This is a genomic window from Arthrobacter luteolus NBRC 107841, from assembly GCF_001552075.1.
In the GTDB taxonomy this organism is placed as follows: Bacteria; Actinomycetota; Actinomycetes; order Actinomycetales; family Micrococcaceae; genus Arthrobacter_B; species Arthrobacter_B luteolus.
This window is the reverse complement of record NZ_BCQM01000003.1, coordinates 260,958-286,567: the sequence shown is the minus strand read 5'-3', so window position 1 is coordinate 286,567 and position 25,610 is coordinate 260,958. Positions and strand designations below refer to the sequence as shown.

At 67.5% G+C, this 25,610-nt stretch carries 20 protein-coding genes; 8 read left to right on the top strand and 12 right to left on the bottom strand.

What is annotated here, in order from left to right:
* Positions 1-34 precede the first annotated feature (34 nt).
* From AL3_RS08155 to rsmA, 3 genes are read right to left on the bottom strand one after another with little or no spacing between them, the layout of a single operon-like run.
* Positions 35-1,909 (bottom strand): ABC-F family ATP-binding cassette domain-containing protein, encoded by a 1,875-nt coding sequence (locus tag AL3_RS08155; RefSeq protein WP_066299063.1) that lies wholly within the window; start codon positions 1,907-1,909, stop codon positions 35-37.
* Between the two features lie 23 nt (positions 1,910-1,932).
* A complete protein-coding gene (locus tag AL3_RS08150) occupies positions 1,933-2,889 on the bottom strand; it encodes a 4-(cytidine 5'-diphospho)-2-C-methyl-D-erythritol kinase (RefSeq protein ID WP_066299061.1) in 957 nt (318 codons plus the stop codon).
* Complete coding sequence (gene rsmA, locus AL3_RS08145) at positions 2,886-3,764, bottom strand: 16S rRNA (adenine(1518)-N(6)/adenine(1519)-N(6))-dimethyltransferase RsmA (protein WP_066299058.1); 879 nt, start codon at positions 3,762-3,764, stop codon at positions 2,886-2,888. The genes AL3_RS08150 and rsmA overlap by 4 nt, the downstream gene beginning before the upstream one ends.
* A gap of 229 nt (positions 3,765-3,993) precedes the next feature.
* Between rsmA and AL3_RS08140 the strand changes: the two genes are divergently transcribed.
* Positions 3,994-5,229, top strand: coding sequence for a tetratricopeptide repeat protein (locus tag AL3_RS08140; protein WP_066299056.1), 1,236 nt, complete (start codon positions 3,994-3,996; stop codon positions 5,227-5,229).
* A 26-nt stretch (positions 5,230-5,255) separates the two neighbouring features.
* On the opposite strand, the gene AL3_RS08135 is transcribed toward AL3_RS08140, so the two are convergent.
* Together AL3_RS08135 and AL3_RS08130 are read right to left on the bottom strand one after the other, a co-directional pair.
* A complete protein-coding gene (locus tag AL3_RS08135; RefSeq protein WP_281352995.1) occupies positions 5,256-6,380 on the bottom strand; it encodes a resuscitation-promoting factor in 1,125 nt (374 codons plus the stop codon).
* A gap of 280 nt (positions 6,381-6,660) precedes the next feature.
* Positions 6,661-7,578 (bottom strand): TatD family hydrolase, encoded by a 918-nt coding sequence (locus AL3_RS08130; protein ID WP_083521568.1) that lies wholly within the window; start codon positions 7,576-7,578, stop codon positions 6,661-6,663.
* A 161-nt stretch (positions 7,579-7,739) separates the two neighbouring features.
* On the opposite strand from AL3_RS08130, the gene AL3_RS08125 reads away from it, so the two are divergent.
* From AL3_RS08125 to AL3_RS08115, 3 genes are read left to right on the top strand one after another with little or no spacing between them, the layout of a single operon-like run.
* Positions 7,740-8,798, top strand: coding sequence for an AAA family ATPase (locus AL3_RS08125; protein ID WP_066299053.1), 1,059 nt, complete (start codon positions 7,740-7,742; stop codon positions 8,796-8,798).
* 23 nt (positions 8,799-8,821) lie between these two features.
* Positions 8,822-10,276 carry a DUF58 domain-containing protein gene (locus AL3_RS08120; protein ID WP_083521567.1) on the top strand — a complete coding sequence of 485 codons (1,455 nt, stop codon included), beginning with the start codon at positions 8,822-8,824 and terminating at the stop codon, positions 10,274-10,276.
* Positions 10,273-12,633, top strand: a complete 2,361-nt coding sequence (locus tag AL3_RS08115) for a transglutaminase TgpA family protein (RefSeq protein ID WP_066299049.1) — start codon at positions 10,273-10,275, stop codon at positions 12,631-12,633. The genes AL3_RS08120 and AL3_RS08115 overlap by 4 nt, the downstream gene beginning before the upstream one ends.
* Positions 12,634-12,733: 100 nt before the next feature.
* Here the strand turns inward: AL3_RS08115 and AL3_RS08110 are convergent, their stop codons facing one another.
* Both AL3_RS08110 and rsmI read right to left on the bottom strand, forming a co-directional pair.
* The gene (locus AL3_RS08110; RefSeq protein WP_066299047.1) at positions 12,734-14,212 is read right to left on the bottom strand and encodes an NAD-dependent succinate-semialdehyde dehydrogenase; all 1,479 of its coding nucleotides are present in this window, start codon (positions 14,210-14,212) and stop codon (positions 12,734-12,736) included.
* A gap of 154 nt (positions 14,213-14,366) precedes the next feature.
* Positions 14,367-15,350, bottom strand: a complete 984-nt coding sequence (rsmI, locus tag AL3_RS08105; RefSeq protein ID WP_083521566.1) for a 16S rRNA (cytidine(1402)-2'-O)-methyltransferase — start codon at positions 15,348-15,350, stop codon at positions 14,367-14,369.
* On the opposite strand from rsmI, the gene AL3_RS08100 reads away from it, so the two are divergent.
* The gene (locus AL3_RS08100) at positions 15,349-17,019 is read left to right on the top strand and encodes a dolichyl-phosphate-mannose--protein mannosyltransferase (RefSeq protein WP_083521565.1); all 1,671 of its coding nucleotides are present in this window, start codon (positions 15,349-15,351) and stop codon (positions 17,017-17,019) included. The genes rsmI and AL3_RS08100 overlap by 2 nt on opposite strands.
* A gap of 43 nt (positions 17,020-17,062) precedes the next feature.
* Positions 17,063-18,877, top strand: coding sequence for an AMP-dependent synthetase/ligase (locus AL3_RS08095; protein ID WP_066299044.1), 1,815 nt, complete (start codon positions 17,063-17,065; stop codon positions 18,875-18,877).
* Positions 18,878-18,945: 68 nt separating this feature from the next.
* Here the strand turns inward: AL3_RS08095 and AL3_RS18025 are convergent, their stop codons facing one another.
* Together AL3_RS18025 and AL3_RS08085 are read right to left on the bottom strand one after the other, a co-directional pair.
* Positions 18,946-20,550, bottom strand: a complete 1,605-nt coding sequence (locus tag AL3_RS18025; protein WP_066299041.1) for a DUF1461 domain-containing protein — start codon at positions 20,548-20,550, stop codon at positions 18,946-18,948.
* Between the two features lie 131 nt (positions 20,551-20,681).
* Positions 20,682-21,677, bottom strand: coding sequence for a stage II sporulation protein M (locus AL3_RS08085; protein ID WP_193565340.1), 996 nt, complete (start codon positions 21,675-21,677; stop codon positions 20,682-20,684).
* Between the two features lie 176 nt (positions 21,678-21,853).
* On the opposite strand from AL3_RS08085, the gene AL3_RS08080 reads away from it, so the two are divergent.
* Positions 21,854-22,660, top strand: a complete 807-nt coding sequence (locus AL3_RS08080) for an RDD family protein (protein WP_066299034.1) — start codon at positions 21,854-21,856, stop codon at positions 22,658-22,660.
* A 79-nt stretch (positions 22,661-22,739) separates the two neighbouring features.
* Here AL3_RS08080 and ahcY read toward each other — a convergent pair whose 3' ends face one another.
* The 3 genes from ahcY to AL3_RS08065 form a co-directional block, all read right to left on the bottom strand.
* On the bottom strand, positions 22,740-24,224 hold the full coding sequence (gene ahcY, locus AL3_RS08075; protein WP_066299031.1) for an adenosylhomocysteinase: 1,485 nt from the start codon (positions 24,222-24,224) through the stop codon (positions 22,740-22,742).
* The gene (locus AL3_RS08070; RefSeq protein WP_066299028.1) at positions 24,221-24,451 is read right to left on the bottom strand and encodes a Trm112 family protein; all 231 of its coding nucleotides are present in this window, start codon (positions 24,449-24,451) and stop codon (positions 24,221-24,223) included. Before AL3_RS08070 ends, ahcY begins: the two co-directional genes overlap by 4 nt.
* A gap of 99 nt (positions 24,452-24,550) precedes the next feature.
* The gene (locus tag AL3_RS08065; RefSeq protein WP_066299026.1) at positions 24,551-24,952 is read right to left on the bottom strand and encodes a DUF3499 domain-containing protein; all 402 of its coding nucleotides are present in this window, start codon (positions 24,950-24,952) and stop codon (positions 24,551-24,553) included.
* Between the two features lie 328 nt (positions 24,953-25,280).
* On the opposite strand from AL3_RS08065, the gene AL3_RS18940 reads away from it, so the two are divergent.
* Positions 25,281-25,598: a metallopeptidase family protein gene (locus AL3_RS18940; RefSeq protein ID WP_246168672.1), complete on the top strand. Its 318-nt coding sequence runs from the start codon at positions 25,281-25,283 to the stop codon at positions 25,596-25,598.
* Positions 25,599-25,610: the final 12 nt, after the last annotated feature.

Genomic DNA, 25,610 nt, shown 5'->3' with positions numbered 1-25,610 from the left:
TCCGAAGGCCCGCATAGAGCCTGTCAGTTAACCGCTACTCGAGCAGCTCCGACGCCTCGAGCCACTGCATTTCCAGCTCTTCCTGCTCCGCGGCCACGGCCTGCAGTTTTGCATTCAGGTCCGCCAGGAACTCAAAGTCCGGCGACGCCTGTGCGGTTGCCGCGTTCATCGACGCGTGGATCTTCTCCGCCTGGGCGGCCAGCTTGGTCAGCTGCCGTTCAATCCGGGTCAGGTCCTTCCGTGCGGCACGCTTGTCAGCCTCGGAATGAACCGACCCGGCCACCGCCGTTGCCGTTCCGGCCCCCTGCAAACCCGGGCCTGCGGCGTCGGGCCGGGAGCCGGCGGCCTGCGCCGCCCGGGACGCCTGCGACGAGCGGCCGCCGCCCGCGCCTCCTGCCCCGAGCGCGGCTTCGCGCAGCTCGAGGTACTGGTCGACGCCGCCGGGCAGGTCCCGCAGCTTGCCGTCACCCAGCAGGGCCATCTGGGTATCGGTGACGCGTTCGAGCAGGTAGCGGTCGTGCGAGACCACCACGAGCGTCCCGGGCCAGCCGTCCAGCACGTCTTCGACCGCGGCCAGCGTATCGGTGTCCAGGTCGTTGGTGGGCTCATCGAGCATCAGGACGTTCGGTTCGCCCACCAGCAGGCGCAGCAGCTGCAGCCGGCGGCGTTCACCGCCGGACAGCTCACGGACCGGAGTCCACTGGCGCTGGGAACTGAAGCCGAGCTGCTCCACGAGCTGGCCGGCGGAGAGCTCACGGCCGCCAACGTTGAAGACGCGCTTCTCCTGTTCGATGACCTCGATGACCCGCAGATCCGCAACGTCGTCGAGTTCCCGGACTTCCTGGGTCAGGACGGCCGTCTGGACCGTCTTGCCGCGCTTGAGCCGGCCGGACGTCGGTTCCACCGTGCCGTTGAGCAGGCGCAGCAGGGTGGTTTTGCCGGCGCCGTTCACGCCCACGATCCCCAGCCGCTGGCCGGGAGCCAGACGCAGGGTGATGTTCCGGAACAGCTGGGTGTCCCCCAGCTCCAGTGAGACGTTCTCCAGGTCCAGCACGTCCTTGCCCAGGCGGGCCGTGGCCATCTTATTCAGCGACAGGGTGTCCCGCGGTTCCGGGACATCCGCGATCAGGGTGTTCGCCGCTTCGATCCGGAACTTGGGCTTGGAGGTGCGGGCCGGAGCTCCGCGGCGCAGCCACGCCAGTTCCTTCTTGATCAGCTGCTGGCGCTTGTTTTCCACGACGGCGGCCGTGCGGTCGCGTTCCGCGCGGGCCAGCACGTAGGCGGCATAACCCCCGTCAAAGGGTTCCACCATGGCGTCATGGACTTCCCAGGTCCGGGTGCACACTTCGTCGAGGAACCAGCGGTCGTGGGTGACCACCAGCAGGCCGGCTTCGTTGGCCCGCCAGCGCTGCTTGAGGTGCCGGGCCAGCCAGGCCACACCTTCGACGTCGAGGTGGTTGGTGGGCTCGTCGAGCATAATGACGTCGTCGTCGCCCATCAGCAGCTTGGCCAGTGCAACGCGGCGCCGCTGCCCGCCGGAGAGCGATGAAACCTTCGCGTTCCAGTCCACTTCCTGGACCAGGCCGCTCATCACGTCGCGGATTTTGGGATCGGAGGCCCACTCATGGTCCGCAGCGTCGCCGACGATCGCGGCGCCAACGGTGAGGTCGCCGTCGAGCACGTCCGACTGGTCCAGGTAGCCGACGGTGACGTCGCGGCGGCGGGTGACCCGGCCGCTGTCCGGCGTCTGCTGTTCGGCGAGCAGCCGCATCAGCGTCGACTTGCCGTCGCCGTTGCGGCCCACCATCCCGATCCGGTCACCTTCGTCGAGGCCAAGGGAAACGGCGTCCAGGATGGTTCGGGTGCCAAAGGCGATGCTGAGGTTTTCAGCGCCAAGCAGGTGTGCCAATCGGAACTACTTTCTTCGGTGGTTCAGCTGTTGTCTGCGGGGACGGCGGGTTCTGTCCCGGGGGCGGGTCCGTAAACGGCCAGGGCGTTGTGTCCCTCGGCGCGCAGGGCGGTTTCCAGGCGGGCGGCCGCGGCCCCGTCTGCAGCCAGGAAGGCAAGGGTCGGACCGGATCCGGAGACAATCCCCGCGAGTGCTCCGAGTTCCCGGCCGCGCCGCAGCACTTCTTCCAGGGCCGGGGCCAGGGACAGCGCCGCGGGCTGCAGGTCATTATGGATAACGCTGGCGAGTGCGGCTGCGTTCCCCGGGGCCAGCGCGGCCAGCACCGCTGGATCCGCTGCCTGTGGTTCTTCCGCCACGGTTCCGGCTTCGGAGCGGAGCGCGTCCAGGCGCCCGTAGACAGCCGGTGTGGACAGCCCTGTGCCGGAGGCCACCAGCACCCAGTGCAGTGGTTCCTCTGCGGCAACGGGGGTGAGCTGGTCGCCGATGCCCAGTCCGACGGCGGCGCCGCCGGTGAGGGCGAAGGGCACGTCAGCGCCGAGCTGGGAACCGAGTGACGCGAGTTCCGCTGCGCTGAGGCCGGTTCCCCAGAGTTCGTTGCAGGCCAGAAGCGCGGCAGCGGCATCCGCGGACCCGCCGCCCATGCCGCCGGCCACCGGAACGTGTTTGGTGATGACCAGGTCCACGGCCGGGTCCTGGACGCCCGCGTAGCCGGCCAGGGCAGCGGCCGCACGGGCCACCAGGTTCTCCGGGCCCAGCGGGATGCCGCTGGCCGGGATGCTGAGTGGCCCTCCGGCGTCCACCCGCACGGTGATGCCGGGCTCCGCCGCCGCGGTGGCCGTGACTTCCTCAAAGAGGCTGACTGCCAGGTAGACGCTTGCCACCGCATGGTAGCCGTCCGGCCGGAGCGGACCAACGCGGAGGGAGACGTTGATCTTCCCCGGTGCGCGGGCACGTACCGCCCGCGGCGCGGAAAGGCTCATACGGCGGTCCGTGCTTCGGCGATCCGTGTGTACGCGTGGATATCCAGGACCTCGCCCCGCGCACTCGGGTCCACACCGGCGCTGCGCAGGGCGCGTTCGGCCTCAGCCGGGCTTCCGGCCCAGCCGGCCAGGGCGGCGCGCAGCGTCTTGCGGCGCTGGGCGAACGCGGCATCGATCACCGCGAAGACCTCCTGCCGGCTCGCATGCGTGGCGGGAGGTTCGTGGCGCTCAAAGCCAACCAGTCCGGAGGCAATCTTCGGCGCAGGCCAGAACACGTTCATGCCGATGACGCCGGCCTTGCGCATGGTCCCGTACCAGGCTGCCTTGACGGACGGAACCCCGTACGTCTTCGAACCGGGTTTGGCCGCCAGCCGGTCGGCGACCTCGTCCTGGACCATGACCAGGCCATGACGCAGGCTGGGGAAGTGCTCCAGCAGGTGCAGGACAACGGGTACGGCAACGTTGTATGGGAGGTTGGCTACCAGGGCCGACGGCTGCGCGGGAAGTTCTGTCACGCGCATGGCGTCGGCAAGAACCACGTGCAGGTTTTCGGCCTTCTCCGGACGCCAGGCACTGACTGTCTGGGGAAGCCGGCCGGCCAGCACCGGGTCAATTTCGACGGCGACCACTTCACGCGCTGCATCAAGCAGGCCAAGGGTCAGCGAGCCGAGCCCGGGACCGACCTCCAGAACGGTTTCTTCCCCGCCCACCGAGGCCGCGGACACGATCCTGCGGATGGTGTTCCCGTCGATGACGAAGTTCTGGCCGAGCGTCTTGGTGGGACGGACGCCCAGCTCTTCGGCCAGCGCCCGGATATCGGAGGCGCCAAGGAGCGGCCTGGGCCGTGGAACGGGCGTGGATACGGAATCAGTCACTGCCTAATACTAGCGCCAGCGCAGCTGCGGACCGGTGTCCGCGCCGGGCAGCTCCTAGTCCGGCCAGTCCCCCACCTGCGTCCTGAAACCTGCGGGGTCCGGTGTCTGGAACATCTTCATGGGATTCCTTCCGCGTTAGCCCCTGCTGCTCTGCCGTGGCGGGTTGCCGGACGGTAGCATCGATTGCCGCGGCAGAATCCAAGTCTGCCGCACCCGGAGAACGGCGGGAATGGCGATGGGCAAATCCTTTGGTGAAAAGCTCCGGTCGGACCGGCGGGAGCGGTTTCTGAGCCGCTCCGAAGTGGGAGCTCCCCTTCTGACTGAACGCGGGGTGTCGCTGATTGAGAGCGGCCGGCGGGAACCCGGTAAAACCGCGATAACGCAGTTCGCACAGAGGTTGGCCTCCGCACCCGGAAACGCTCCGCGGCCGGCGGGCCCGGCCGGAGCGATCTTCCTTGGCCTCTCAGCCCATCAGTTCTGGGACGAGCGCAACTATGCTGAGGCACTTGAGCACGCGGCCGCCGGTGCCGGAGCCGCATTGGCGGAACACGATCCCGACGAATGGTGGGCCCTGGCGTTCCTGGCCGCCCGCTGCCAGCTCAAGCTCGGGGATTTCGATGGCTGCATCCTTCGGGCGTCCCCGCTGGCCCGGCACCGGCTGGCACTGGAGCAGCTGTGCCTCCGCGCCCGTGCCAAGGTCCTGCTGGCCAATGCCTACCAGGGCCGGGGCCTTCTGGCTGAGGCGGTCCGGCAGGGGCAGGCAGCGGTCGCCGCTGCGCAGAAGGCGCCGGCGGGAAAAGACGGTCTGCTGGAGGCGTACCAGGCACTGATCGCCGCGCTCACGGAGAGTGGCCGCCTGGCGCAGGCCTGGGAAGTCTGCCGGGTGTTCCTGGTACCGCTGCTGGACACAGTGCCGGACGCACAACTCGCTGGAAAAGGATTCTGGACGGCCGGCAACGTGGCGTTCCGCCGCGGCGACCTTGCTGCCGGCGTCCGGTTCCATGGAAAGGCCGCCTCCCTGCTGAGTCCCCGGCTGGACCTGGGACTGTGGGCCTCTTTTAACAAGGCCTCGGCCAGTATGCGGCTGTCCTCCGGCCTGCATGACGATCAGACCCTGGACTGCATCGAGCACGCTGAAACAGCGCTGGCAGTGGTGGGCGGATCACGGACGGATGCCCTGGACCTCCTGCATTCGCGCGGGCGGTGGCAGCAGCTGCAGGGCAACCATGCCGAGGCTGTCAGCCTGCTGTCCGAGGCCTACGCCGGGCGGGCTGTCCTGGCTCCTCAAACCGCTGCCGAGGTGGCCCTTCAGCTCGGGCTCAGCCTGGCTTCCCTGGGCAGGAGCTGCGCGGCCGCCGCCCGGCTGGAGGAAAGCGAAGCGCTCTTCCGCAGGGCAGGCGCGGCAGACAGGTCCGGACACGCGAAAGCCCTGGCGGCCTCGCTCTCGCAAGGGTGCCAGGACTAATGCGTTCGCTGTGGACGACCGTTCGGTTAGAGCAGCCCCAGCTTGCGCGCGCAGGAAGGCCAGTGGCCCCAGCCTCCGTTGGCGCGGAGATTCTCTGCGACGGCGATCTGCTGTTCCGGGGTGGCGTCGCTGGCGACCGGGGCGTAGGCACCGCCGCCGGCGCCGATCCAGCTTTGGGTGCTGAACTGCAGTCCGCCGTAGTAGCCGTTTCCGCTGTTGATGTGCCAGTTGCCGCCGGACTCGCACTGGGCGAGCGCTGCCCAGCTCCCGCCCGCGGGAGCTGCACCGCCGGCCGGGGCAGCGGCGGGACGTTTCTTGGTACCGACGGCCACGGTTTCAGTCACCGGTTCCGCACTGAGCTTTTCGCTGACCAGGCTGCGGCTGACCTCACGTCCGTCCAGGATAACCAGGTCAAACACCAGGGTCCGTTCGCCGGCGGCCCCGGCGGCGGTTACCTGCTTCTCGCCTTCGAACATCTCGGGATCTTCCACGGAACGCGTTTCAAACGGCACTGCTTCGGTGACGGTTTCCTGGGATCCGGTGACCATGCGGGTGACCTTCAGGATCATCCCGTCCGCGATATCAGCACGGGCCGGGGCGGAGAGGCGGTCTGTGGGGCCTACCTTGATACCGGCCTCGTCGAGCACAGCTCCGACAGTTCCCGCCGTGGTTTCGATTTCGGTGGACTTGCCGTCCGCGACAAGCAGCACGGTCTTCGGGGTAGAGATGGACAGCCCGCTCAGCTTGGCCAGCGAGGTGTCCAGCGATGCCGACACTGATGAGTTCGCCGAGACCCGGAGTTCCGAAATGAGGTCCGCCACGGTGGATCCGGTGGTCTGCACTGTGTGTCCGGTGCCGTCAACGTTTACATTGACTGTCTTGGCCGTGGTGACTTCGATCCGGGAGCCGTCAAGGACCTCGGTCCCCGGAGCCGGAGTCACACGGTCCGCGGCCGCCAGCTGGATGTCAGCTTTGGCCAGGACATCCTCAACGGTTCCGCCGAAGGTCATGATGTCGCTGGTTTCGCCGTCCACGGACAGGACGACGGACTTGTTGGTGCCGACGAAGGCTACGAGGCCCAGGATGAGCGCCACCATCACGGCGGCCTGACCCCCGAGCTTGAGTGTGCGCCTCACGAATGCAGTTGCCACGGAATTCCAAACGTTCACAGCTTCCGGGCACGGGGACACGGCACACGCCGGGCGGACCTCCGGGTCTCACGGAGCGCCGACGAGTGCAGGCAGGAACCATCACCGCACCTTGAGTCCGGACTCAGCGAGACCGGGCGCACGGCGCGGAGGCAGTGGTATCAGTCCGGAAGCCTTCCCCGACCCCGGCTAATAGGGTCTTACCGTAACCGAACCGTGATCTGCGGGCAAACCGGGCATCTGGCCCCTTATCCGCGGAATGGCTCAGGCTGGTGTCCCGCAGCTAGTCCCAGGACCCATAGACGTGCTCGGTATTCGAGGCAATTGAAGCGCAGAGTGCGCTGAGCTCAACCCCCCGGATTTCGGCCATCGCGCGCACCGTATAGGGGATCATGTAGCTGGCATTGTTCCGTCCGCGGTACGGATGGGGCGTGAGGAACGGAGCATCAGTTTCCACGAGTATCAGCCCGGGATCGGCGGTTTGCAGCGCATCGCGGATGCCCTGGGCATTGCGGAACGTGACCGTCCCGGCGAACGACATATACCAGCCATTCTCATTGCAGATCCTCGCCAGTCCGGCGTCTCCCGAGAAGCAGTGGAAAACCACCGCCGGAGGTTCCGCCTCTTCATTGAGCACCCTCACCACGTCCTCATGGGCATCGCGGTCGTGTATCTGAAGGGCAAGACCCAGCCTGCGGGCTATGTCTATATGCCGCCGGAAGGAGTACTGCTGTGCCCCGGTGCCCTCCGGTCCGGTCCGGAAGTAGTCCAGTCCGGTTTCGCCCACCGCGCGGACACGGGGGTGGGCGGCCAGCGACTCGATTTCGGCGAGCGCACTGTCCAGCGTTCCGAGCCCGGCGAGTCCGGGCGCGTCATTCGGATGGATTGCCACGGCGGCCAGCAACCGGGAATCCTCCTGTGCCAGCTGGACAGCCGCGCGTGAGGACTCCAGGTCCGTCCCCACCTGGACTGCGCCGCGGACACCGGCTGCCTCAGCGGCGTCGAGGGCAGCCCCCGCAGTCAGGGCACCGGGCCCGCCGAAATCCAGATGGGTGTGGTTGTCCATCACCGGAACCGGCAGCGGTTCAGGGGCGGGTGCGAACGCTTTGTCTCCCGCTTTGCCCTCCTCCCGCCGGCTGTGCGGCAGCGACAGGTAGGTCTGCGGTATCTGACCCGGAACATAACCGCTGGGAATATTCATGTCTTTAAGCCTAAGTGAGCTTGTACCCTGTACGTAGAAACGTGGCCCCGGCCGGCAGCCGGAAGATATTTGCCGTCATCTGCCGTCAGGGGGCACGCAGCCGCCAGCCGTGTTTCCGGACGAGAGTCCCGGCTGTCTTCGCCGAGACTTGGAAGGTATCCATGGACGCTCGTAACACATCTGCTGCCGCCACTGCTTTTGATGCCACGGATACCGCGGTCCCCCGGCTCGCCGGAACGGGGGCGCAGGGAGCGGCAGACTCGTTCCTTGACGCCAGCACCCGTATCCTCGGCGCGATCAACACCGTCATTGACGGCAAGGATGAGGCAGCCCGGCTGGTACTGACCGTGCTGCTCGCCGAAGGCCACGTCCTCCTCGAAGACGTCCCCGGGGTCGGCAAAACCATGCTTGCCAAAACCCTTGCCCGGGCGGTGGACTGCTCGGTGACGCGGATCCAGTTCACCCCCGATCTGCTTCCCTCCGATGTGACCGGGGTGTCGATCTATAACCAGGATGCGCACCGGTTCGAATTCCGGCGCGGTCCGGTCTTCGCCAATATCGTGATCGGCGACGAAATCAACCGTGCCTCGGCCAAGACCCAGTCCGCACTGCTGGAGTGCATGGAGGAGCGGCAGGTGACTGTCGACGGCGGAACGTACCGCCTGGCCGAACCCTTTATGGTCGTGGCGACCCAGAACCCCCTGGAGATGGAAGGCACGTACGCCCTGCCCGAAGCCCAGCGGGACCGCTTTATGGCACGCATTTCCCTGGGGTATCCGGACACGGCCTCCGAAATCGACATGCTCGAGTCCCATCAGTCGGTTTCCCCGCTGGAATCGATCGTCCCGGTGGTTTCCGGCCGCGATATTGCCGCGATGACCGCCCGGGTGCGGGAAGTGTATGTCTCCTCAGCGGTCAAGGAGTACACGGTGGGGATCGGCGCCGCCACCCGCGGGCACCCGCTGGTGCGGCTCGGCGCCAGTCCGCGGGCACTGCTTCAGCTGCTTCGTGCTTCCAAGGCCCGCGCGGCCCTCGACGGCCGGGATTTCGTGCTGCCCGACGACGTCGCGCGTCTTGGCGAGGCGGTCCTCTCACATCGGCTGATTCTCGAGCGCAAGGCGCTTAGCGCCGGTGAAACCCCGGCCGCGGTGCTCCGGGCGATCCTGGCCAAGGTACCTGTCCCCCGCCCGCCCGGAGCCGCTGGCGCGACCCGGCCATAGTCCCGCCCGTGCCTAGGAGGGCCATGCTGTCCAGAGTCCGTACGCGTATGCTCACCGGCCGCGGGTTCGGCGTGGCCGCGGCCGGTGTTGCTGCCCTCCTGGGTGCGCAGGTGCTGGGCCGGCGGGACCTGTTGCTGCTGGCCGTGTTCCTGATCCTGCTGCCGCTGGCTTCGGTTCTGGCGCTGCGGCTGCTGCGCCCGGTCTTCAGCGTTGAGCGGACCTTTTCCCCGCCGTCGACAGATGCCGGAAACGCGGTGAGCATCTCGCTCAGCCTCACCCCGGTCCGGCCGTTTGGCGGCACGGCCAGGATGCGCGAAGGTTTGCCTGCACGGTTCGGAGCCAGTCCGGAGTTCCGGTATCCGGCGGCCAGCACTGCCTCCGGAGGCACCAGCCGGTACGAGTACCGGCTGCGGTCCTCCCGCCGCGGCCTCTACCAGATTGGTCCGGTCAGCGCCGGATTCCTCGATCCCTTCGGCCTGGCGGTGCTGCGCCACACCATCGGAGGCACCGATGAGCTGGTGGTCAAGCCGGCACCGGCCGAGCTGCCGGCTGCGGTCCTTGACGGGCTGCGGGGAGCCGACGGTTCAGTCTCCACCCGGCTCCAGGGCATCCCCAGCCAGGATGATGTGACCACCCGGGAGTACCGTCACGGCGACCCCATGCGCAGGGTGCATTGGTCTGCGACCGCCCGGCACGGGAAGCTGATGGTCCGGCAGGAGGAGACCGTTACGGCTCCGCGGGCCACGGTCCTCCTCGACCAGCGCGAAAGCTCCTACGAGGAGGGATTCCTCTCCCCTTTCTGGGCCGACAGCCCGGATGCCTCGGCTCCGGCCAGTTCCGAGGCCTTCGAGTGGGCCGTCTCCGCCGTGATGTCTGTCGGCGCCCATCTGATGGAGCTCGGGTTCGCCGTCCGGCTGATGGATGCCATGGCGCGGCCGGGCCTGGCCCGTTCCCCATCCGCAGCGGCGCCGGAGCTGGACATTTTCAGCGGCGAGGCAGGAGTCCTGGATCTGGGCGACGGACTGGCTGCCCTGGGATTGGAGCCGTCTGCCGGTTCAGCGTCCCCGGGACAGCCGCAGCGTTCCAGACAGTCGCAGCGCAGGGGTGCTGCCACAACCGGTCCGGGTAAACCGGCGCGGGTGGCGTCGCCGCCGTCGGCCGGTTCCCTTGCGCCTTTCGGCGATGCGCTGGCAGAGGCTCTGCAGGACCAGCGCAACCGCGGCCCGCTGATTGTGATTGCCGGGAAGCTGAGCGTTGAAGACGTACACCGGATGGCCCCGGCAGCGGATTACGCCCCCAACGCCATCGCCATCCTGGTCAGCGAACGGCATTCCGCCGCCGTTCCGGTGCTGGCTGTCCTGCGGGCAGCGGGGTGGACCGCGGTCGCCGTCGAACCGTCACAGTCTGTGGCTGCGGTGTGGTCCGGAGCCGGCGGGCCCGTTGCCGGGTCCGCTCTCCCGCAGGGACGCCTGCCGTGAGCACGGCCACGGCCCGGCCACGGTCCCGGCCGGAAACGCAGGGCCCCCTGCCGGCCAGGGACCGCCATGCCTCAGCCCAGTGGGTAACCGGCGCCGCCGCGGCGGCTGCCGTCCTGCTTTGTTCCCTCAGCATCCACGGAGTGCTGGAGGGCTTTGCCTGGCTGTGGCCGCTGGGCCTGTCCGTTGCCGCCGTTTCCGTGGCCACCGCCCTTGCGCGGCGTTTCCGGTTCCCCACCGTGCTGGTTCCCCTCACCGGCCTGGTTTCACTCACCATGATCCTGACCTGGATGTTTGCCTTCGATACGGCGTTCCTGGGCGTCATTCCCACGTCTGGATCAGCGGCCCGGGCCGCGTCCCTGCTCGCTGACGCCCAGACAGTGGTTATTTCGCAGGTGATACCCGTTGTTCCCGAGCAGGGGGTTGTGTTCATCGCCTGCCTTGCAGTGGGCCTGGTAACGGTCCTGGTCGACACGCTGGCCGCGACCCTGCGGATGCCGGCCGCGAGCGGCCTGGGCCTGTTTACCATCCTGCTGGTCCCCGGCATCATCAAGCCGCAAAGCGTGGGTACCGCGGGTTTCCTTGCCGCAGCGCTGGGGTTCCTTTTGGTCCTGGCGGCGGGTGCGTGGCAGGAGCGGGCGGATGCCCAGGCGGGCCGCAGCCGGCCGTCCGGCAGCCAGGCCGCGGCGGCAGCCGGTATCGGGGCCGGAGCGGTCATCGCGGCGCTGCTGCTGCCGCTGGCCATTCCGGGTTTCAGCAGCGGCGCCTTTCCACAGGGTGCGAGGATTGATTTTTTTGCCGGCACCACCGGACTCAATCCCGTGGTCACTCTGGGCAACGATCTGCGCCAGCCCAGCGCGACCGGCCGGATTACCTACGCCACCGATTCCACCCGGCCGCTTTACCTCCGCTCCACAACGCTCGAGGATTTCTCCGGCAGCCGGTGGGCGCCGGATACCCGCTCGGATGCGCGCCGCCTCGGTACTTCCTCCATGGCACCGGCGGAAGGCCTGGCAGCGGGTATTCCAACCACAGTCACGACGACCGTCATCGGATCGCAGACCTATTCAAGTCCCTGGCTCCTGGCCCCGTACGCCCCCTCATCAATTTCGGAGGTCGGCGGCGCATGGACCTGGGACCCGGCAACCATGACCATCCTCTCCGCTGACGGCAGCGCTGAAACGCAGTCCAGCTATCAGGTGCGCAGTCTGAGCCCAACGGTGACGAGTGAGACGCTCAGAGACATCGGACCAGCGCCGGAAGGCGCCGTGGACGCTGTGTTCACTGATCTCCCGGACAACCTGCCGCAGATCATCCGGGATACGGCGCAGGAGGCGGTGGGAGCCGAAACATCTCCCTACGGCCAGGCGCTGGCGCTCCAGTCCTATCTGCGCGGCTCCCGGTTCACATATTCACTCGATGCACCGGTGGAGGGCGGCTACGACGGCAACGGTATGGACGTGCTGGCCCGCTTCCTTGAACAGCGCTCCGGGTACTGTGTGCACTTCGCCTCTGCCATGGCCGTGATGGCCCGGGAAGTAGGAATCCCCAGCCGGATGGGACTGGGGTATGCCCCGGGCCGGGCCACCAGCGAGACCCGCACCGGAGCCGCCGGCCAGGAGCTGGATGAGTTCGCCGTCGATTCCCGTGACGCGCACGCCTGGCCGGAACTGTACTTCGAGGGAGCCGGCTGGGTCCGTTTCGAGCCGACCCCGTCCCGGGGCGTGGTCCCGGCCTATGCCGTGCCGCGGCAGCAGAACCCGGGTGCTGCGGCCCAGGCGGATGCCGATCCGCGGGAGCTGCAGCCCGCCGCCCCGCCGCCCGTAACCTCTCCAGCGCCGTCTCCGCCGGCGCAGCCGCAGCCGGTGGGACCCGCAGAGACGGGCCGGGCTCCGTTCGCCGGTGCCGGTATCGGGGTACTGGTGGCGGCCCTGGCGTTCCTGACCCCCTGGGGACTGCGGCGCCGGAGGTCCCGGAAGCGGCAACGCGCCCACGCCGCCCTGGGCGGAGGCGCCGGGCTGGCGTGGGAAGAGGCCACCGACCTGGCCCAGGACTATGGGTATCCGGCCAGGACCGCCGACAGCCCGCGTTCCTACGCCGCCCGGCTGGTGGCCGACGCCGGGTTGTCCGGTTCCTCGGCTGCAGCCCTGGACCGGCTCCGGGGAGCGTACGAGGCCGAAGCCTACGCCGCGCCGGCATCCGGGGCTGCGGGAGCGGGTTCCCCGGCCCGGACCCGGATCGCTTCGTCCTGGGCCGACGTCGAAGTACTCGCGGCCGGGCTGCGCGCCGCCGTTCCTGCCGGCACCCGGCTCAAGGCAGCCTTGTTCCCGGCTTCGCTGGGACGCTCCCGCCGGCAGTGACCCGGCCGTGGCACGTGCTTAACGCCGGAAGACCCGGTGCCCTGGCTGTTGCCAGGGCACCGGGTCTTCCGCGCTGCGGCCCGGCTTCGGGCCACAGCGCCTACGCGGTGGGGTCGGCGATGCCGATGTACTGCGTGTAGAGGTATTCCTCGATGCCTTCGTCTCCGCCTTCACGGCCCAGGCCGGACTGCTTGACGCCGCCGAACGGGGCGGCAGCGTTGGATACAACGCCGGCGTTCAGGCCCAGCATGCCGGTTTCCAGCTTCTCGCCGATCCGCAGGCCGCGGTTCAGGTCTTCGGTGAAGACGTAGGCGATCAGGCCGTATTCGGAAGCGTTGGCCAGCTTCACGGCTTCAGCCTCGGTGGAGAAGGTGATGACCGGGGCCACCGGTCCGAAGATCTCTTCCTTGAGGATGCGGGCACCGGCAGGAACATTCTTCAGCACGGTCGGTGCGTAGAAGTAGCCGGGGCCGTCCACCGGTGCGCCGCCGACAACAGCCGTGGCGCCGCCGTCGATCGCGTCCTCGACCAGGGAGTGGACCTTGTCCCGGGACTTGGCATCGATGAGCGGACCGATCTTGGATTCGTCCTCGGTGCCGCGGGCGATGGTCATGGCGCCGACCTTGGCAGCGAACTTCTCGGAGAATTCGTCCGCGATGTCCTCATGCACAATGAAGCGGTTGGCAGCGGTGCAGGCTTCGCCCATGTTCCGCAGCTTGGCGGCCATGGCGCCTTCAACGGCCTTGTCGATGTCAGCGTCCTCGAAGACGACGAACGGCGCATTGCCGCCCAGTTCCATGGACGTGCGCAGCACGTTGTCCGCGGCGTCGCGGATCAGGGCCTGGCCCACCGGGGTGGAGCCGGTGAAGGAGACCTTGCGCAGCCGGTCATCCTGCATGATCGGCCCGGTCACTTCCCCGGCCTTGGTCGTGGAGACGACGTTCAGGACGCCGGCGGGCAGGCCGGCTTCCATCATGACGGCGGCGAAGAGCTGGGAGGTCAGCGGGGTGAGCTTCGCGGGCTTGAGCACCATGGTGCAGCCGGCAGCCACCGCGGGGGCAATCTTGCGGGTAGCCATGGCCAGCGGGAAGTTCCACGGGGTGATCAGCAGGCACGGGCCAACCGGCTTCTTGGTGACCATGATCCGCGACTTGCCATCGGGAGACATGCCGTAACGGCCGGTCACGCGGACGGCTTCCTCGGAGAACCAGCGCAGGAACTCGGCGCCGTAGGCTACTTCGCCGCGGGCTTCCGCCAGGGGCTTGCCCATTTCCAGCGTCATCAGCAGGGCGAAGTCTTCGGCGCGTGCCGTGACCAGCTCGAAGGCCCGGCGGAGGATCTCTCCGCGGACCCGGGGCGGGGTCTGTGCCCAGGAGTCCTGCGCGGCGGCGGCGGCGTCCATTGCCGCGGCGCCGTCTTCGGTGCTGGCATCGGCGATGCTCAGCAGCACCTTGCCTGTGGCGGGATCCTCGACTTCGAAGGTCTTGCCGCCGGTGGCATCCCGCCACTGTCCGTCAATCAGCAGGCCGGTGGGAACCTGGGCCAGCAGTTCGGCCTCGCGTTCAGCGGTTACAGCCATGGGTGAGCCTCCAAAAATGTGCGGGTTTCCCGGTACACGATCTGACCGGTGCTCAACTCACCGTAAGACGCGCGCGGATCACTGTAAATGCATTCCTGCACAACAAAACTGACGTTTCACTGTGCACTTGGCTTCGGGTGTTCGGGGTGAGCCGTTACTTAGCGGGTTTGCCGGCTTTATCGGGTTTGCCGGGTTGGTCATCGGTGCTGCCGCTGCGGGCGGCCAGCACAGCGGAGTACAGCTCCCGCTTGCTGATCCGCGCATCGGAGGCGACGCTCGCAACCGCGTCCTTCAGCCGCGAGCCCTGGGTGATGAGATCGTTGACCGCGCCCACGTGGTCTTCCGGGGCCTCCGGTGCCGTTTCTCCCGCGCCGCCGACTACGACGGCGATCTCGCCCCGGACCTCAGTGCCCTCAGCCCATTCGAGCAGTTCACGCAGCGGTGCCCGCAGCACCTGCTCATGGAGCTTCGTCAGCTCACGGGCGACGGCGGCGGGACGGTCACCGCCGAATGCTGCGTCGAGTGCCCGGAGCATCGCCTCGAGCCGGTGCGGCGCCTCGAAGAAAACCATGGTGCGGCGTTCACCGGCCAGGTCAGCGAGCCGTCCGGCCCGTTCCCCTGTTTTCCTCGGCAGGAAACCCTCAAAGCAGAACCTGTCCGTCGGCAGGCCGGAGAGGGCAAGGGCGGTGAGCACAGCTGAAGGGCCGGGGGCCGCGGTGACCGGAATTCCTTCGGCGGCGGCCGCTTCGACCAGCCGGTAGCCGGGGTCGGAGACGGAGGGCATACCGGCGTCGGTGACCATCAGCAGGGTGGCACCGCCGCGGACAAGTTCCAGGAGGTCGGCGGTACGGTTTTGTTCGTTGTGCTCGTGGTAGCTCAGGATTTTGCCGGAGGTGCTGATGCCCAGGGCACTGACCAGCCGATGCAGCCGGCGGGTGTCTTCCGCGGCGATGACGTCCGCGTGCTGCAGGAGGTCGATCAGCCGGACGGTGGCGTCGCCCATGTTTCCGATCGGGGTAGCCGCCAGCACGATCTGCCCGCCCGATCCGGCGCGCCGCCCGGACCCCGTGTCTGCGGCAGTGCTTTGAGCGTTGTCCTCCGTGCCGTCGGTGCTTGCCGTCTGCGGGGTTCCATCCATGCTTGAGTCCACCCCTCAACCCTACGCGACAGGCTATAGAGTTGAGCGCGTGACCCTGTCCCTGACCCCCAGCCCGCCCCGGGAACAGACGCCGCCGGTTCTGGATCCAGGACAGGCCTTCTCCTTCGAGACGCTGCGGGGACGGTTGCTCGGTGCGGCGCTGCCCGCGCCCGCCTGGGCCTGGGCAGCCGCGCTGGGTGCTGCTGTCCTGGCCGGAGTGCTGCGGTTTGTCCGCCTGGGTGAGCCTGACTCCCTGGTGTTCGACGAGACCTACTACGTCAAGGACGCCTACTCCTATCTGATGTCGGGCTATGAACGGGCCTGGCCGGAGAATGCCAACGATTCCTTTGCCGCCGGCCAGCCCAGCGGGCTGCTGGAGGAACCGGAGTACGTGGTGCATCCGCCGGTGGGCAAATGGATGATCGCCTTCGGCATGGCCCTTTTCGGCCCCGGGTCGAGCTTTGGCTGGCGGTTCTCCGCTGCCCTGGCCGGCACCCTCACTGTCCTGCTGCTGGCGCTGATTGCATACCGCCTCTTCCGCTCCCCCCTGCTTGGCGGAGCAGCCGGTGTGCTGCTGGCCGTTGACGGACACCATCTGGTCCTGTCCCGAACCTCACTGCTGGATGTTTTCCTGGCCTTTTGGGTGCTGGCGGCTTTTGGTGCCCTGCTGCTGGACCGCGACGACGGCAGGAGACGATTGGCCCGCAAACTTGCGGTGGCGCCGGGCAGCGCGCCGCCCTTCGCAGCCCTGGCGTCCGGGCCGTGGCTTTTGTGGCGGCCCTGGCGGCTCGTGGCCGGGGTCTGCCTCGGGCTGGCGGTTGGCACAAAATGGTCCGCGCTGGCCCTCGTCGCCGTCTTCGGCCTGATGACGGTGCTTTGGGACGTGAGCGCCCGCCGCGTTGCCGGGATCCGCCGCTGGCCGCTCGCGCTGCTAAAGGACGGCGTTCCGGCGTTCTTCACTCTCATCCCCACGGCCCTGGCCACCTACACCGCTACCTGGGCGGGCTGGTTCCGCGCATCCGACTCGTACGGACGGCACTGGGCCGAAACGAATCCGTCGGAAACGTTCGGCTGGTTTCCGGATTCCCTCCGGTCACTGGCGGAGTACCACCGCAGCGCCTATGAATTCCACAACGGGCTGACATCGGAACATTCCTACATGGCCAACGCCTGGACCTGGTTATTCATGGGCCGCCCAACCTCCTTTTTCTATGAATCTCCCGATCCGGGGAGCCCCGGGTGCGGTTTTGAAACCTGCACCTCGGCCATCACCTCTGTTGGCAATCCGCTCATCTGGTGGGCCGCACTGCTCAGCCTTGGCGTGCTGCTGGCGTATTGGCTCGGCCGCCGGGACTGGCGGGCCGGTGCCATCCTCGCCGGGATCGCTGCCGGGTATCTTCCCTGGTTCGCGTTCCCGGACCGCACCATGTTCTTCTTTTATGCGGTGTCATTCGAGCCCTTCCTCATCCTGGCCCTGACCTATGTCCTGGGCCTCATGCTGGGCAGGGATCACGACACGGCACTGCGCCGGAAGCGCGGCGCAGTCGGCGTCGGGTGCTTCCTGCTCGCTGTTATTCTGGTCTCCGCCTTCTTCTATCCGGTGTGGACTGCAGAGAACATCCCCTATTCTGGTTGGCGGCTCCGAATGTGGATGCCGAGCTGGATTTAGGTCTCAACGCAATGTGCCACAAGCACGGAAAGAGAGTGGCGCAGTGCGCGAATCCTCCACCGACTTATTTGTCGAGCTCCCGGCCGACTCCAACATTACGGACATCCTCCTCGGACTGACCTCCCGGTCGCCGGACCTGCCGCTCTATGCCCGCCAGTCGGACGCAGGGTGGGAAGACATCACCGCTGCCGGGTTCCTTGCGGCAGTTTCCGCAGCCGCCAAGGGACTTATTCGGCAGGGCATCCGTCCCGGGGACTGCGTGGCGGTTATGTCCAGCACCCGCTACGAGTGGACCGTCGTTGACCTGGCCATCTGGTTCGCCGGAGCCGTGACGGTCCCGATCTACGAAACCTCCTCCGCCAGCCAGATTCAATGGATCCTGGAGGACTCCGCAGCCAGGCTTGTCTTCGCCGAAGACGCCGCGAAGGCGAAGGTCATCTCGGCGGGTGCCGGTGCGGCCGGTCTTGACGTTCCCCTGTGGCACCTGACGGACGTCGACGGCGGCACGGACCTGCGTGCCCTGTCCGCGTCCGGAGCGGAGGTCAGCGACGCAGACCTCGAGGCCGCCCGGTCGGTCCGCGGGCTCGCGGACACCGCGTCCCTGGTCTACACCTCGGGCACCACCGGGCGTCCGAAGGGCTGCGAAATCACGCACGGCAATTTCGCCGTCTTCGGCGTCAACGTCATCGAGCTCCTCCCCGAGATGCTGAAGGCTCCCAACGCGCGGACGCTGATGTTCCTGCCCCTGGCCCATGCCCTGGCCCGGGCCGTGCAGATCGGCTGTCTGGCCGCCGGTGTGCAGCTGGGCCACTGCGCCAGCGCATCTGCCCTGGTCGGAGACATGAAGACTTTCCGGCCCACGTTCCTTCTCGCCGTGCCGCGGATTTTCGAAAAGATCTACACCGGAGCGCAGGAAAGTGCGGAGGCCGCGGGCAAGGGCCGGCTTTTCGCCTCCGCCGCATCAACCGCCGTCGCCTTCTCCGAAGCCGTGGACCGGGCAGGCCAGGGCGGAAAAGGTCCCTCGCTGCCGCTGCGCCTGCGGCACAGGATCTTCGACGCACTCCTGTATCCGAAAGTCCGGAATGTCTTCGGCGGGCAGCTCTCCATCGCCATTTCCGGAGCAAGTCCGCTCAGCCCGCAGCTGTGCCATTTCTTCCGGGGCGCGGGTATCGCTGTCCTGGAAGGCTACGGCCTGACGGAAACGACGGCCCCGGCGTCCGTCAACACGGTGCCTCTGACCCGGGTCGGCACGGTTGGCCTGCCGATGCCTGGAAATGCGGTGCGGATTGCCGCCGACGGCGAGGTTTTGGTCAAGGGCGTGGGCGTTTTCAACGGCTATCACCGGAATCCCGCCGCGAACACCGAAGCCTTCGCCGACGGATGGTTCCATACGGGCGACGTCGGCACCCTGGATGACGACGGCTTCCTCACCATCACGGGACGGAAAAAGGACCTCCTGGTCACTGCCGGCGGCAAGAACGTTGCTCCCGGGCCGTTGGAAGAGAAGATCCGGGAGCACCGCCTGGTCTCCCAGGTCGTCGTCGTCGGGGAAGGCCGACCGTTCGTGGGCGCACTGGTCACCCTCGATGAGGAAGCACTGGCGGTGTGGGCCCGTGAGCAGGGGCATAGTTTCCAGGATGTCTCCGCGGTAAACCATCCCGTGGTGCAGGCCCAGGTCCAGGAGGCGGTGGACGCTGCCAACTCAACGGTCTCCCGGGCCGAACAGATCCGCCGGTTCACTGTCCTCCCCCGCGATTTTTCCCTCGAAGCAGGGCACGTGACGCCCACGCTGAAGCTTCGCCGCCAAGCCGTGATGGCCGATTTCTCGGCCGAAGTCGAGAAGCTCTACGTCAAGTAGCTCCAGGCAGAAAAAAGGAAGGTCCGCTCCGTACCGGGGCGGACCTTCCTTTTTTGCTACGGCTGTTGTTACGGCTCGCTGGTTTTGTCTCCCTGGAAGGAATCGAGGGATTCCAGGTACCTCCTGCGGGTGGCTTCGCGCGCCAGCCGGGAGCGCTCACGCCGGGTTTTTGTCGGCCAGGTGAAGACCAGGGTGATAACGCACGCCAGGAGCACGATGCCCGCAACGCTTCCGCCGGCGTCCATCCAGAACTGCGAGGGGAAGAGCCGGATCAGCGTGTCATCGAGCCGGAACGTCCAGTTACCCTGCGAGAAGAAAATGCTGTGGACCTGGGTGAAGAACTGTTCCCAGGCGAGGACAGCGGCCACCAGCAGGCCAGCAATCAGTGCCAGTGTTGCCAGCGCACCGGCGAACAGTGCGCGGCGGATGCCGCCGGGGCAGCGCCGGGCCAGGTAGATCCCGCCGGCGATGCTCAGCAGCGCCATGCCCACAGCGCTCAGGAACGCGATGCCCAGGACCATCTTGACGTCCGCCATATGGGAGACCTCGGAGGCCAGATACAGGGGATCCCCATCCGGGGTCACCAGATCACCGAGGTAGCGCGGGGAGGCGAAGTTCAGCAGATAGTCGACGGCGTAGGAACCGTAGGTCATGCGGTCTTCGGCCGAGAACCCGAACGCATCCGCCGGGAAACCCGGACGGTAGTACTCGACCCAGAGGAACATCGGGGTGGCGACGGCGCGGATAGCTGCCGCCAGCAGCATCACCGGGAAGAAGACGGCGATCGACACCTGGATGATGCGGGCAAGGACCGGTTTGGCATCCGCTGCCCGCTCCCGTTCCAAGGACCGGCGCTGGGCCTCTTCGTCCTGGCCGGCTCCGGCTTCGGCATCCTGTCCGGTTTCGTTTCCGGCATCGGTTTCGCTGGGCGCCGTTCCCGAGACGTACCACGGGCCACGGTCTGTGCCGCTGTCAGTGGACCCGGCTTCTGCACCGTTTGCTCCGGCGTCCTGGTTTCCGGTGACGCCGGCAGCCGCGCCGGTCCCGGCGGCACTGCCGCGCTGGTCAGCGGTCTTCCGGGCCTCGATTCCGCCGGTGGCTGCCGCCGCGGCAGCACCTGACGCGGCAGCGGAAGTCTCCGTTCCGTTGTCCTCAGCAGGGCCGGCGGATTCGGCGGCGTCATAGCGGCTCAGGTTTGGCATGGTGCTCGCGGCGCGCATCGGGAGGGTGCTCCGCTGCGCCACGGAGGGATGCCCGCCGGGAACCTCGGCCTGTCCTGCTGCTTTTCCGGCGGCAGCACGACGGTTCACGGCAGCGGCAGTGCCGGCGCCGGAGCCGGCAGCGCCGGGACTGGCAGCGTCGGAGGCAGCGCCGGAGGCAGCGTCGGAGGCAGCGCCGGAGGCATCGCCGGGTTCGGCCGCTTCATCGGCCGCGCCCGGGTCTGCTGCGCCGGAGCCGGTCAGCCCCGCGAATTCCGCCTCCCAGGCTTCATGCTCGGCTGGGGCGGTGTCTGCTGGGCGGGCATTGTCCGGAGTTCCCGCAGCGTGGCTGCCGGAGACGATGGTCTCGCTGGCATCACTGGGCCCGGTGCCCTTTCCTGCAGGGGCCTCACCGGCAGGCGCGGGTTCCGTGGTGGGGTCTTGGTCCTGGCTTGCCACTGCTTCGTCTCTCATCCCAATCCTGTATGAAGTCACCGGTGGTGGGGGTTCCGGTTCCGTCCTTCTTAGACCCTACCGGGCCACACCGTCCTATTCCGGGTGCCACCCCGAACCGCTCCAGGCTGCTTCGGTGGAACGGTGGATCTTCAGGCAGCGCGGACCGCGGCTTCGCCGGCGTCGCGGGAGAGCAGGTCGCCCCGGTACCCGGCGTCATAGGCCCGTTTGCCCAGCACCAGGGTGTAGGCCCAGTACCCTGCCAGCACCAGCGCCCCGATGCTTATCCGGAGCCACGCCGGAAGGGGGCTGGGGGTGACAAAGCCTTCGACCAGTCCGGAGATGAAAAGCACAGCCACCAGGCCCAGGGCAACGGTCATCAGGGACCGGCCTTCCTGCGCGAGGGCGCTCACCCGGGTTCTGGGTCCCGGAGCAACCAGCGCCCAGAAAATCTGCAGACCAGCGGCAGCGGCAACAAAAACCGCAGTCAGCTCCATCAACCCGTGCGGAAGGATATAGCTGAAGAACGTGTCCAGCTCCCCATAGGAGGCCATTGTCCCCCCGGCGGTGCCCACACCAATGGCGTTCTGGTAGATGATGTAAGGTCCCCAGATTCCGGTGACGCCGAAGGCCACGGCCTGCAGGGCGATCCATGCATTATTGGTCCACACCATGCCGGCGAACGATGCCGCGGGGTTTTCGGAGTAGTAGTTCGCGAAGTCTGACTCCACGTAGCGGCGGAGTTCAGCGTCCGTACCCATGGCAGCGAGCACCCCGGGGGTGGATGTGACCCAGTAACCAGCCAGCCAGGCGACCACGATGAACAGCGCACCGATCACCACGGTCGTCCACCGGACGCGGTAGAAGGCCGCCGGCAGCGAGTACACAAAGAACCCGGCGACGTCCTCCAGGAAGTTGGACCGGGCTCCGGTGAACCGGGTCCGGGCACGGGACAGCCGCATGGACAGAGCCGCGGAGTAGGCACCCTCGGGTGCGGTGGAGCGGATCACCGAGAGGTGCGTTGAGGCACGCTGATACAGCAGCAGCAGTTCGTCAGCTTCCGCACCGGTCAGCCTGCGCCGTGCGGTGAGCTCGTCAAGCCGCTGCCAGTCTTCCCGGTGCACGGCGGCGAAGGCATCCATGTCCACGCCTCCACCCTAGCGGGAGCCGGGTCCGCGCGGGTCCACAGCCACGCGTGATCCCGGCGGTTCCGTCAGCTCGCTGCCGGCCCGGGGGCAGACCCGTCTGGGTAGAGTGGACTCCGAACGGGCGGCCGTCCGGAGCGGACACACAGCAGGAAACATGGGGAAAGCATGAGGCTGGTATGAGCACAGTCGTTACCGGTGAAGCCGTTGTCCTGGAGCTGCGCGCGGCGTCGTTCGCCGCCCGGGCCCTGAGCACGCTCATCGACGTGGTTGCAAACCTCCTGCTGCTCTTCCTGCTCTTCTACTTGGTCGGCAATACGCTGGGCGGCGCCCTGGATCCGGCGCTGACGCGTACGCTCCTGCTGGCCGCCGTCGTTCTGGTGATTCTGGTGGTCCCGGTGACGGTGGAGACCCTGACCCGCGGGAAATCGCTGGGCAGGCTGGTGATGGGGCTGCGGATCGTGCGTGACGACGGCGGTGCCGTGCGGTTCCGGCAGGCGTTCACCCGCGGGATCCTGGCTGTCCTGGAGATCTACATGCTGGCCGGGTCGCTGGCTTTCGTTGTGGCTGTCTTCAATGAGCAGTCCAAACGCCTCGGCGACATGCTCGCCGGCACGTATGCCATGCGTGAGCGGGTCAAGGCTCCCGCGCCTCCCGTCGTCGTGATGCCGGCGGAACTGGCTCCCTGGGCCTCGCTGGCAGACATCGGGCGTCTTCCGGACCCGTTGTCCCGCAGGGCTGCGCGGTTCCTGGCACAGGCCGCACGGATGACGCCGCAGGCCCGCACCGCTCTGGGCACGTCGCTGGCCACCGAGGTCTCGGCTTTTGTTTCTCCGCCTCCCCCGCCCGGGACCGTGCCCGAATCCTATCTGCGCGCGGTGATGGTGCAGCGGCGGGACCGCGACTTCGCCCGGCTCAGCGCCCAGCGGCAGCGCACAGGCCGGATAGCTGAGCGGCTGCACCGGCTCCCGTTCGCTGACCGATAGGCGCGCGCTTAAACAGCACCGGCGGCGCAGCGGAAAGGTCTGCTGCGCCGCCGGTGGCGGTTAGGGCTTGCTGGCCGGCCTAGTAGCGGTAGTGCTCCGGCTTGTACGGTCCGGCAGCATCCACGCCGAGGTATTCGGCCTGGCTCTTGGTCAGTTCGCTCAGCTCGACGCCGAGGGCCGACAGGTGCAGGCGGGCCACCTTCTCGTCCAGGATCTTGGGCAGCACGTACACCTCTTTGGCGTACTCCGGGCTGCCGTCTTCCTTGGTCTGTCCGAACTTGGTGAACAGCTCAATCTGGGCAATTGTCTGGTTCGCAAAGGAGTTCGACATCACGAAGGACGGGTGCCCTGTGGCGTTGCCAAGATTCAGCAGGCGGCCTTCGGACAGCACGATGATGCTGCGCTGGTTGTCCGTGCCCTCGTCGAAGATCCACTCGTGGACCTGGGGCTTGATCTCCACCTTGCGGATGCCGGGGACCCGGGCGAGCCCGGCCATATCGATTTCGTTGTCGAAGTGCCCAACATTGCCCACGATCGCCTGGTGCTTCATCTGCGCCATGTGGGACGCCATGATGATGTCCTTGTTACCGGTGGTGGTGATGAAGATGTCGCCCTGGCCCACAACTGACTCGAGGCGCGCCACCTGGTAGCCGTCCATGGCCGCCTGCAGGGCGCAGATCGGATCGATTTCGGTCACGATGACCCGGGCGCCCTGGCCGCGCAGTGCCTCGGCTGCTCCCTTGCCGACATCACCGTACCCGCAGACGACGGCGACCTTGCCGCCGATCAGCGTGTCGGTGGCCCGGTTCAGGCCGTCCGGCAGCGAGTGGCGGATGCCGTACTTGTTATCAAACTTGGATTTGGTCACCGAGTCGTTGACGTTGATAGCCGGGAAAAGCAGCTGGCCGTCCGCAGCCAGCTGGTAGAGACGGAGCACACCGGTGGTGGTTTCCTCGGTGACGCCGCGGATGCCCTTGGCGATTTCCGTCCATTTCCCCGGAGACCCGGCGAGCGAGCGGCGGAGCGTTTCCAGGAAGATCGTGTACTCATGCGAGTAGTCCGGATCATCCTCGGAGGGGTTCGCCGGGACCGCGCCGGCGGCCTCGAACTCAACTCCCTTATGCAGCAGCATGGTGGCGTCGCCGCCGTCGTCCAGGATCATGTTCGGTCCGCCGGAGCCCTCGGGCCAGGTGAGGATCTGTTCGGCAGTCCACCAGTAGTCCTCAAGCGTCTCGTTCTTCCAGGCGAAGACCGGCACGCCCTGGGGGTCCTCCGGGGTGCCGCCGCCCACGACGACGGCCGCGGCGGCCTCGTCCTGGGTGGAAAAGATGTTGCAGGAAGCCCACCGGACTTCCGCACCCAGCGCCGTGAGGGTTTCGATCAGCACCGCCGTCTGGACGGTCATGTGCAGGGAACCGGCGATCCGGGCTCCCGCCAGCGGCTGGGTGGGTCCGAATTCGCGCCGCAGGGCCATCAGACCGGGCATCTCGTGTTCAGCCAGCCGGATCTGGTGGCGGCCGGCTTCGGCCAGGGACAGGTCAGCTACTTTGAAATCGATGCTCACTGGTGGGACTCCTCGTTCCTGGTGGTGTTCTCGGCCGCAGGGTTGGCGGCAGCGGTGTCGCCGGCCGGCACCAGCAGGACGGGGATGCCCTCTTCGATGCGGTAGCGGACCGGCTGTCCCTCAGGGCCCGGGGCGGTGGAAACAAGCTCGTCGCCGGCCTGTTTCAGCGGCGAATGCGTCTGGGGGCAGCGCAGGGCTTCCAGAAGATCGGGGGTCAGGTTAGCCATGGGTACAGCACTTCCTTGCGAAACGGTTGATGATGCGCCGGCCGTGGTTCTTCCCGGCTGTTGGTCCCAGCCTAATAGCGAACGGACCGCGGAGCAGGATCAACTCTGTTCGCGGACATCTTCGCGTAATACCCGGAGGTGTGACCGGCGGCCTGTGGAGAGGTCGGCCGGGGGTTCCAGTGCGTGCCTGCCGCTGCGGCGGCCCGCCTCCTCTTCCGCTGCGGGTTCTTCCGCCTCGGCTTCGCGGACAGCGTCCACCAGGGCGGAGAGCTCATCGGGTCCCGGGGTGCGGGACTGGTTACCAAGCTCAAGCCGCAGGACTTCCCAGCCGCGGGGCGCCGTAAGGCGCTGTGCGTGCAGTTCGCACAGGTCGTAGCAGTGCGGTTCTGCGTAGGTTGCCAGCGGACCCAGGACTGCGGTGGAATCGGCGTACACGTACGTCAAAGTAGCGACGGCGGCCTGCCGGCACGCTGAACGTGAACAAAGACGTAAGGATCCCACGGAGGAACACTTTACCCCTGCGCCTGCCGGCAGCGCGCAGCCACGCCGGACCACGGCCCGCTGGCTGCCGGGAGGTGCGCACACTGGCGGGAGCGCGCCGCACTCCCCCGGTCGGCTCCCTGCGGACTAGAGTGGGGGTATGCCTCCAGGATCGTCCTCTCGGATTAGGCTCGACGGCGGATCCGGCACTGGTGCCGCGGATCCCGTTTCGCCGCGCCCTTTCCACCGGCGCCGGCGTAACCGTCATGGCCGGGGTCTGCGCGGGGAGCTGCTGCCGGCCCATCTGGCCGGCTCCCGCACCCGGGCAGAGCGCTTCGATGAGTGGGTCATGGAATCCGCCCAGCGGCTGGAGCGTCTCTGGGGCGAGGACATCCAGTCCTATCAGTTTGTTGTCCAGGAAATTCCGGACGGCCTCGAGGAGCTGGTTCGGCGCGGCGGTTCCATCCCCCTGGCCGCCTCAGCGCCGGGCAACGGACCCAAGCCACCGGTTATTACGGTTTACCGGCGCCCGGTCGAGTCGACCGCACGCGGACTTGTTCCGGTCAGCGAACTGATCCACGACGTGGTGGTGGAACAGCTGGCCTCCCTCAAGGGGTTGGATCCGGAGTCCATTGATCCCACGTACGGACGCTTCCGCCCGCTGTAGTAAGCGCCGCCC

Excerpts from the sequence above, each read along its gene's own strand:
- AL3_RS08125 (WP_066299053.1), top strand. The coding sequence starts at position 7,740 with ATGGACGCTCGTAACACATCTGCTGCCGCCACTGCTTTTGATGCCACG.
- AL3_RS08100 (WP_083521565.1), top strand. The coding sequence starts at position 15,349 with ATGCTTGAGTCCACCCCTCAACCCTACGCGACAGGCTATAGAGTTGAG.
- AL3_RS08150 (WP_066299061.1), bottom strand. The coding sequence starts at position 2,889 with ATGAGCCTTTCCGCGCCGCGGGCGGTACGTGCCCGCGCACCGGGGAAG.
- AL3_RS08120 (WP_083521567.1), top strand. The coding sequence starts at position 8,822 with ATGCTGTCCAGAGTCCGTACGCGTATGCTCACCGGCCGCGGGTTCGGC.
- AL3_RS08080 (WP_066299034.1), top strand. The coding sequence starts at position 21,854 with ATGAGCACAGTCGTTACCGGTGAAGCCGTTGTCCTGGAGCTGCGCGCG.
- AL3_RS08110 (WP_066299047.1), bottom strand. The coding sequence starts at position 14,212 with ATGGCTGTAACCGCTGAACGCGAGGCCGAACTGCTGGCCCAGGTTCCC.
- AL3_RS18025 (WP_066299041.1), bottom strand. The coding sequence starts at position 20,550 with ATGAGAGACGAAGCAGTGGCAAGCCAGGACCAAGACCCCACCACGGAA.
- AL3_RS08140 (WP_066299056.1), top strand. The coding sequence starts at position 3,994 with ATGGCGATGGGCAAATCCTTTGGTGAAAAGCTCCGGTCGGACCGGCGG.
- AL3_RS08130 (WP_083521568.1), bottom strand. The coding sequence starts at position 7,578 with ATGAATATTCCCAGCGGTTATGTTCCGGGTCAGATACCGCAGACCTAC.
- rsmI (WP_083521566.1), bottom strand. The coding sequence starts at position 15,350 with ATGGATGGAACCCCGCAGACGGCAAGCACCGACGGCACGGAGGACAAC.
- AL3_RS08070 (WP_066299028.1), bottom strand. The coding sequence starts at position 24,451 with ATGGCTAACCTGACCCCCGATCTTCTGGAAGCCCTGCGCTGCCCCCAG.
- AL3_RS18940 (WP_246168672.1), top strand. The coding sequence starts at position 25,281 with ATGGAATCCGCCCAGCGGCTGGAGCGTCTCTGGGGCGAGGACATCCAG.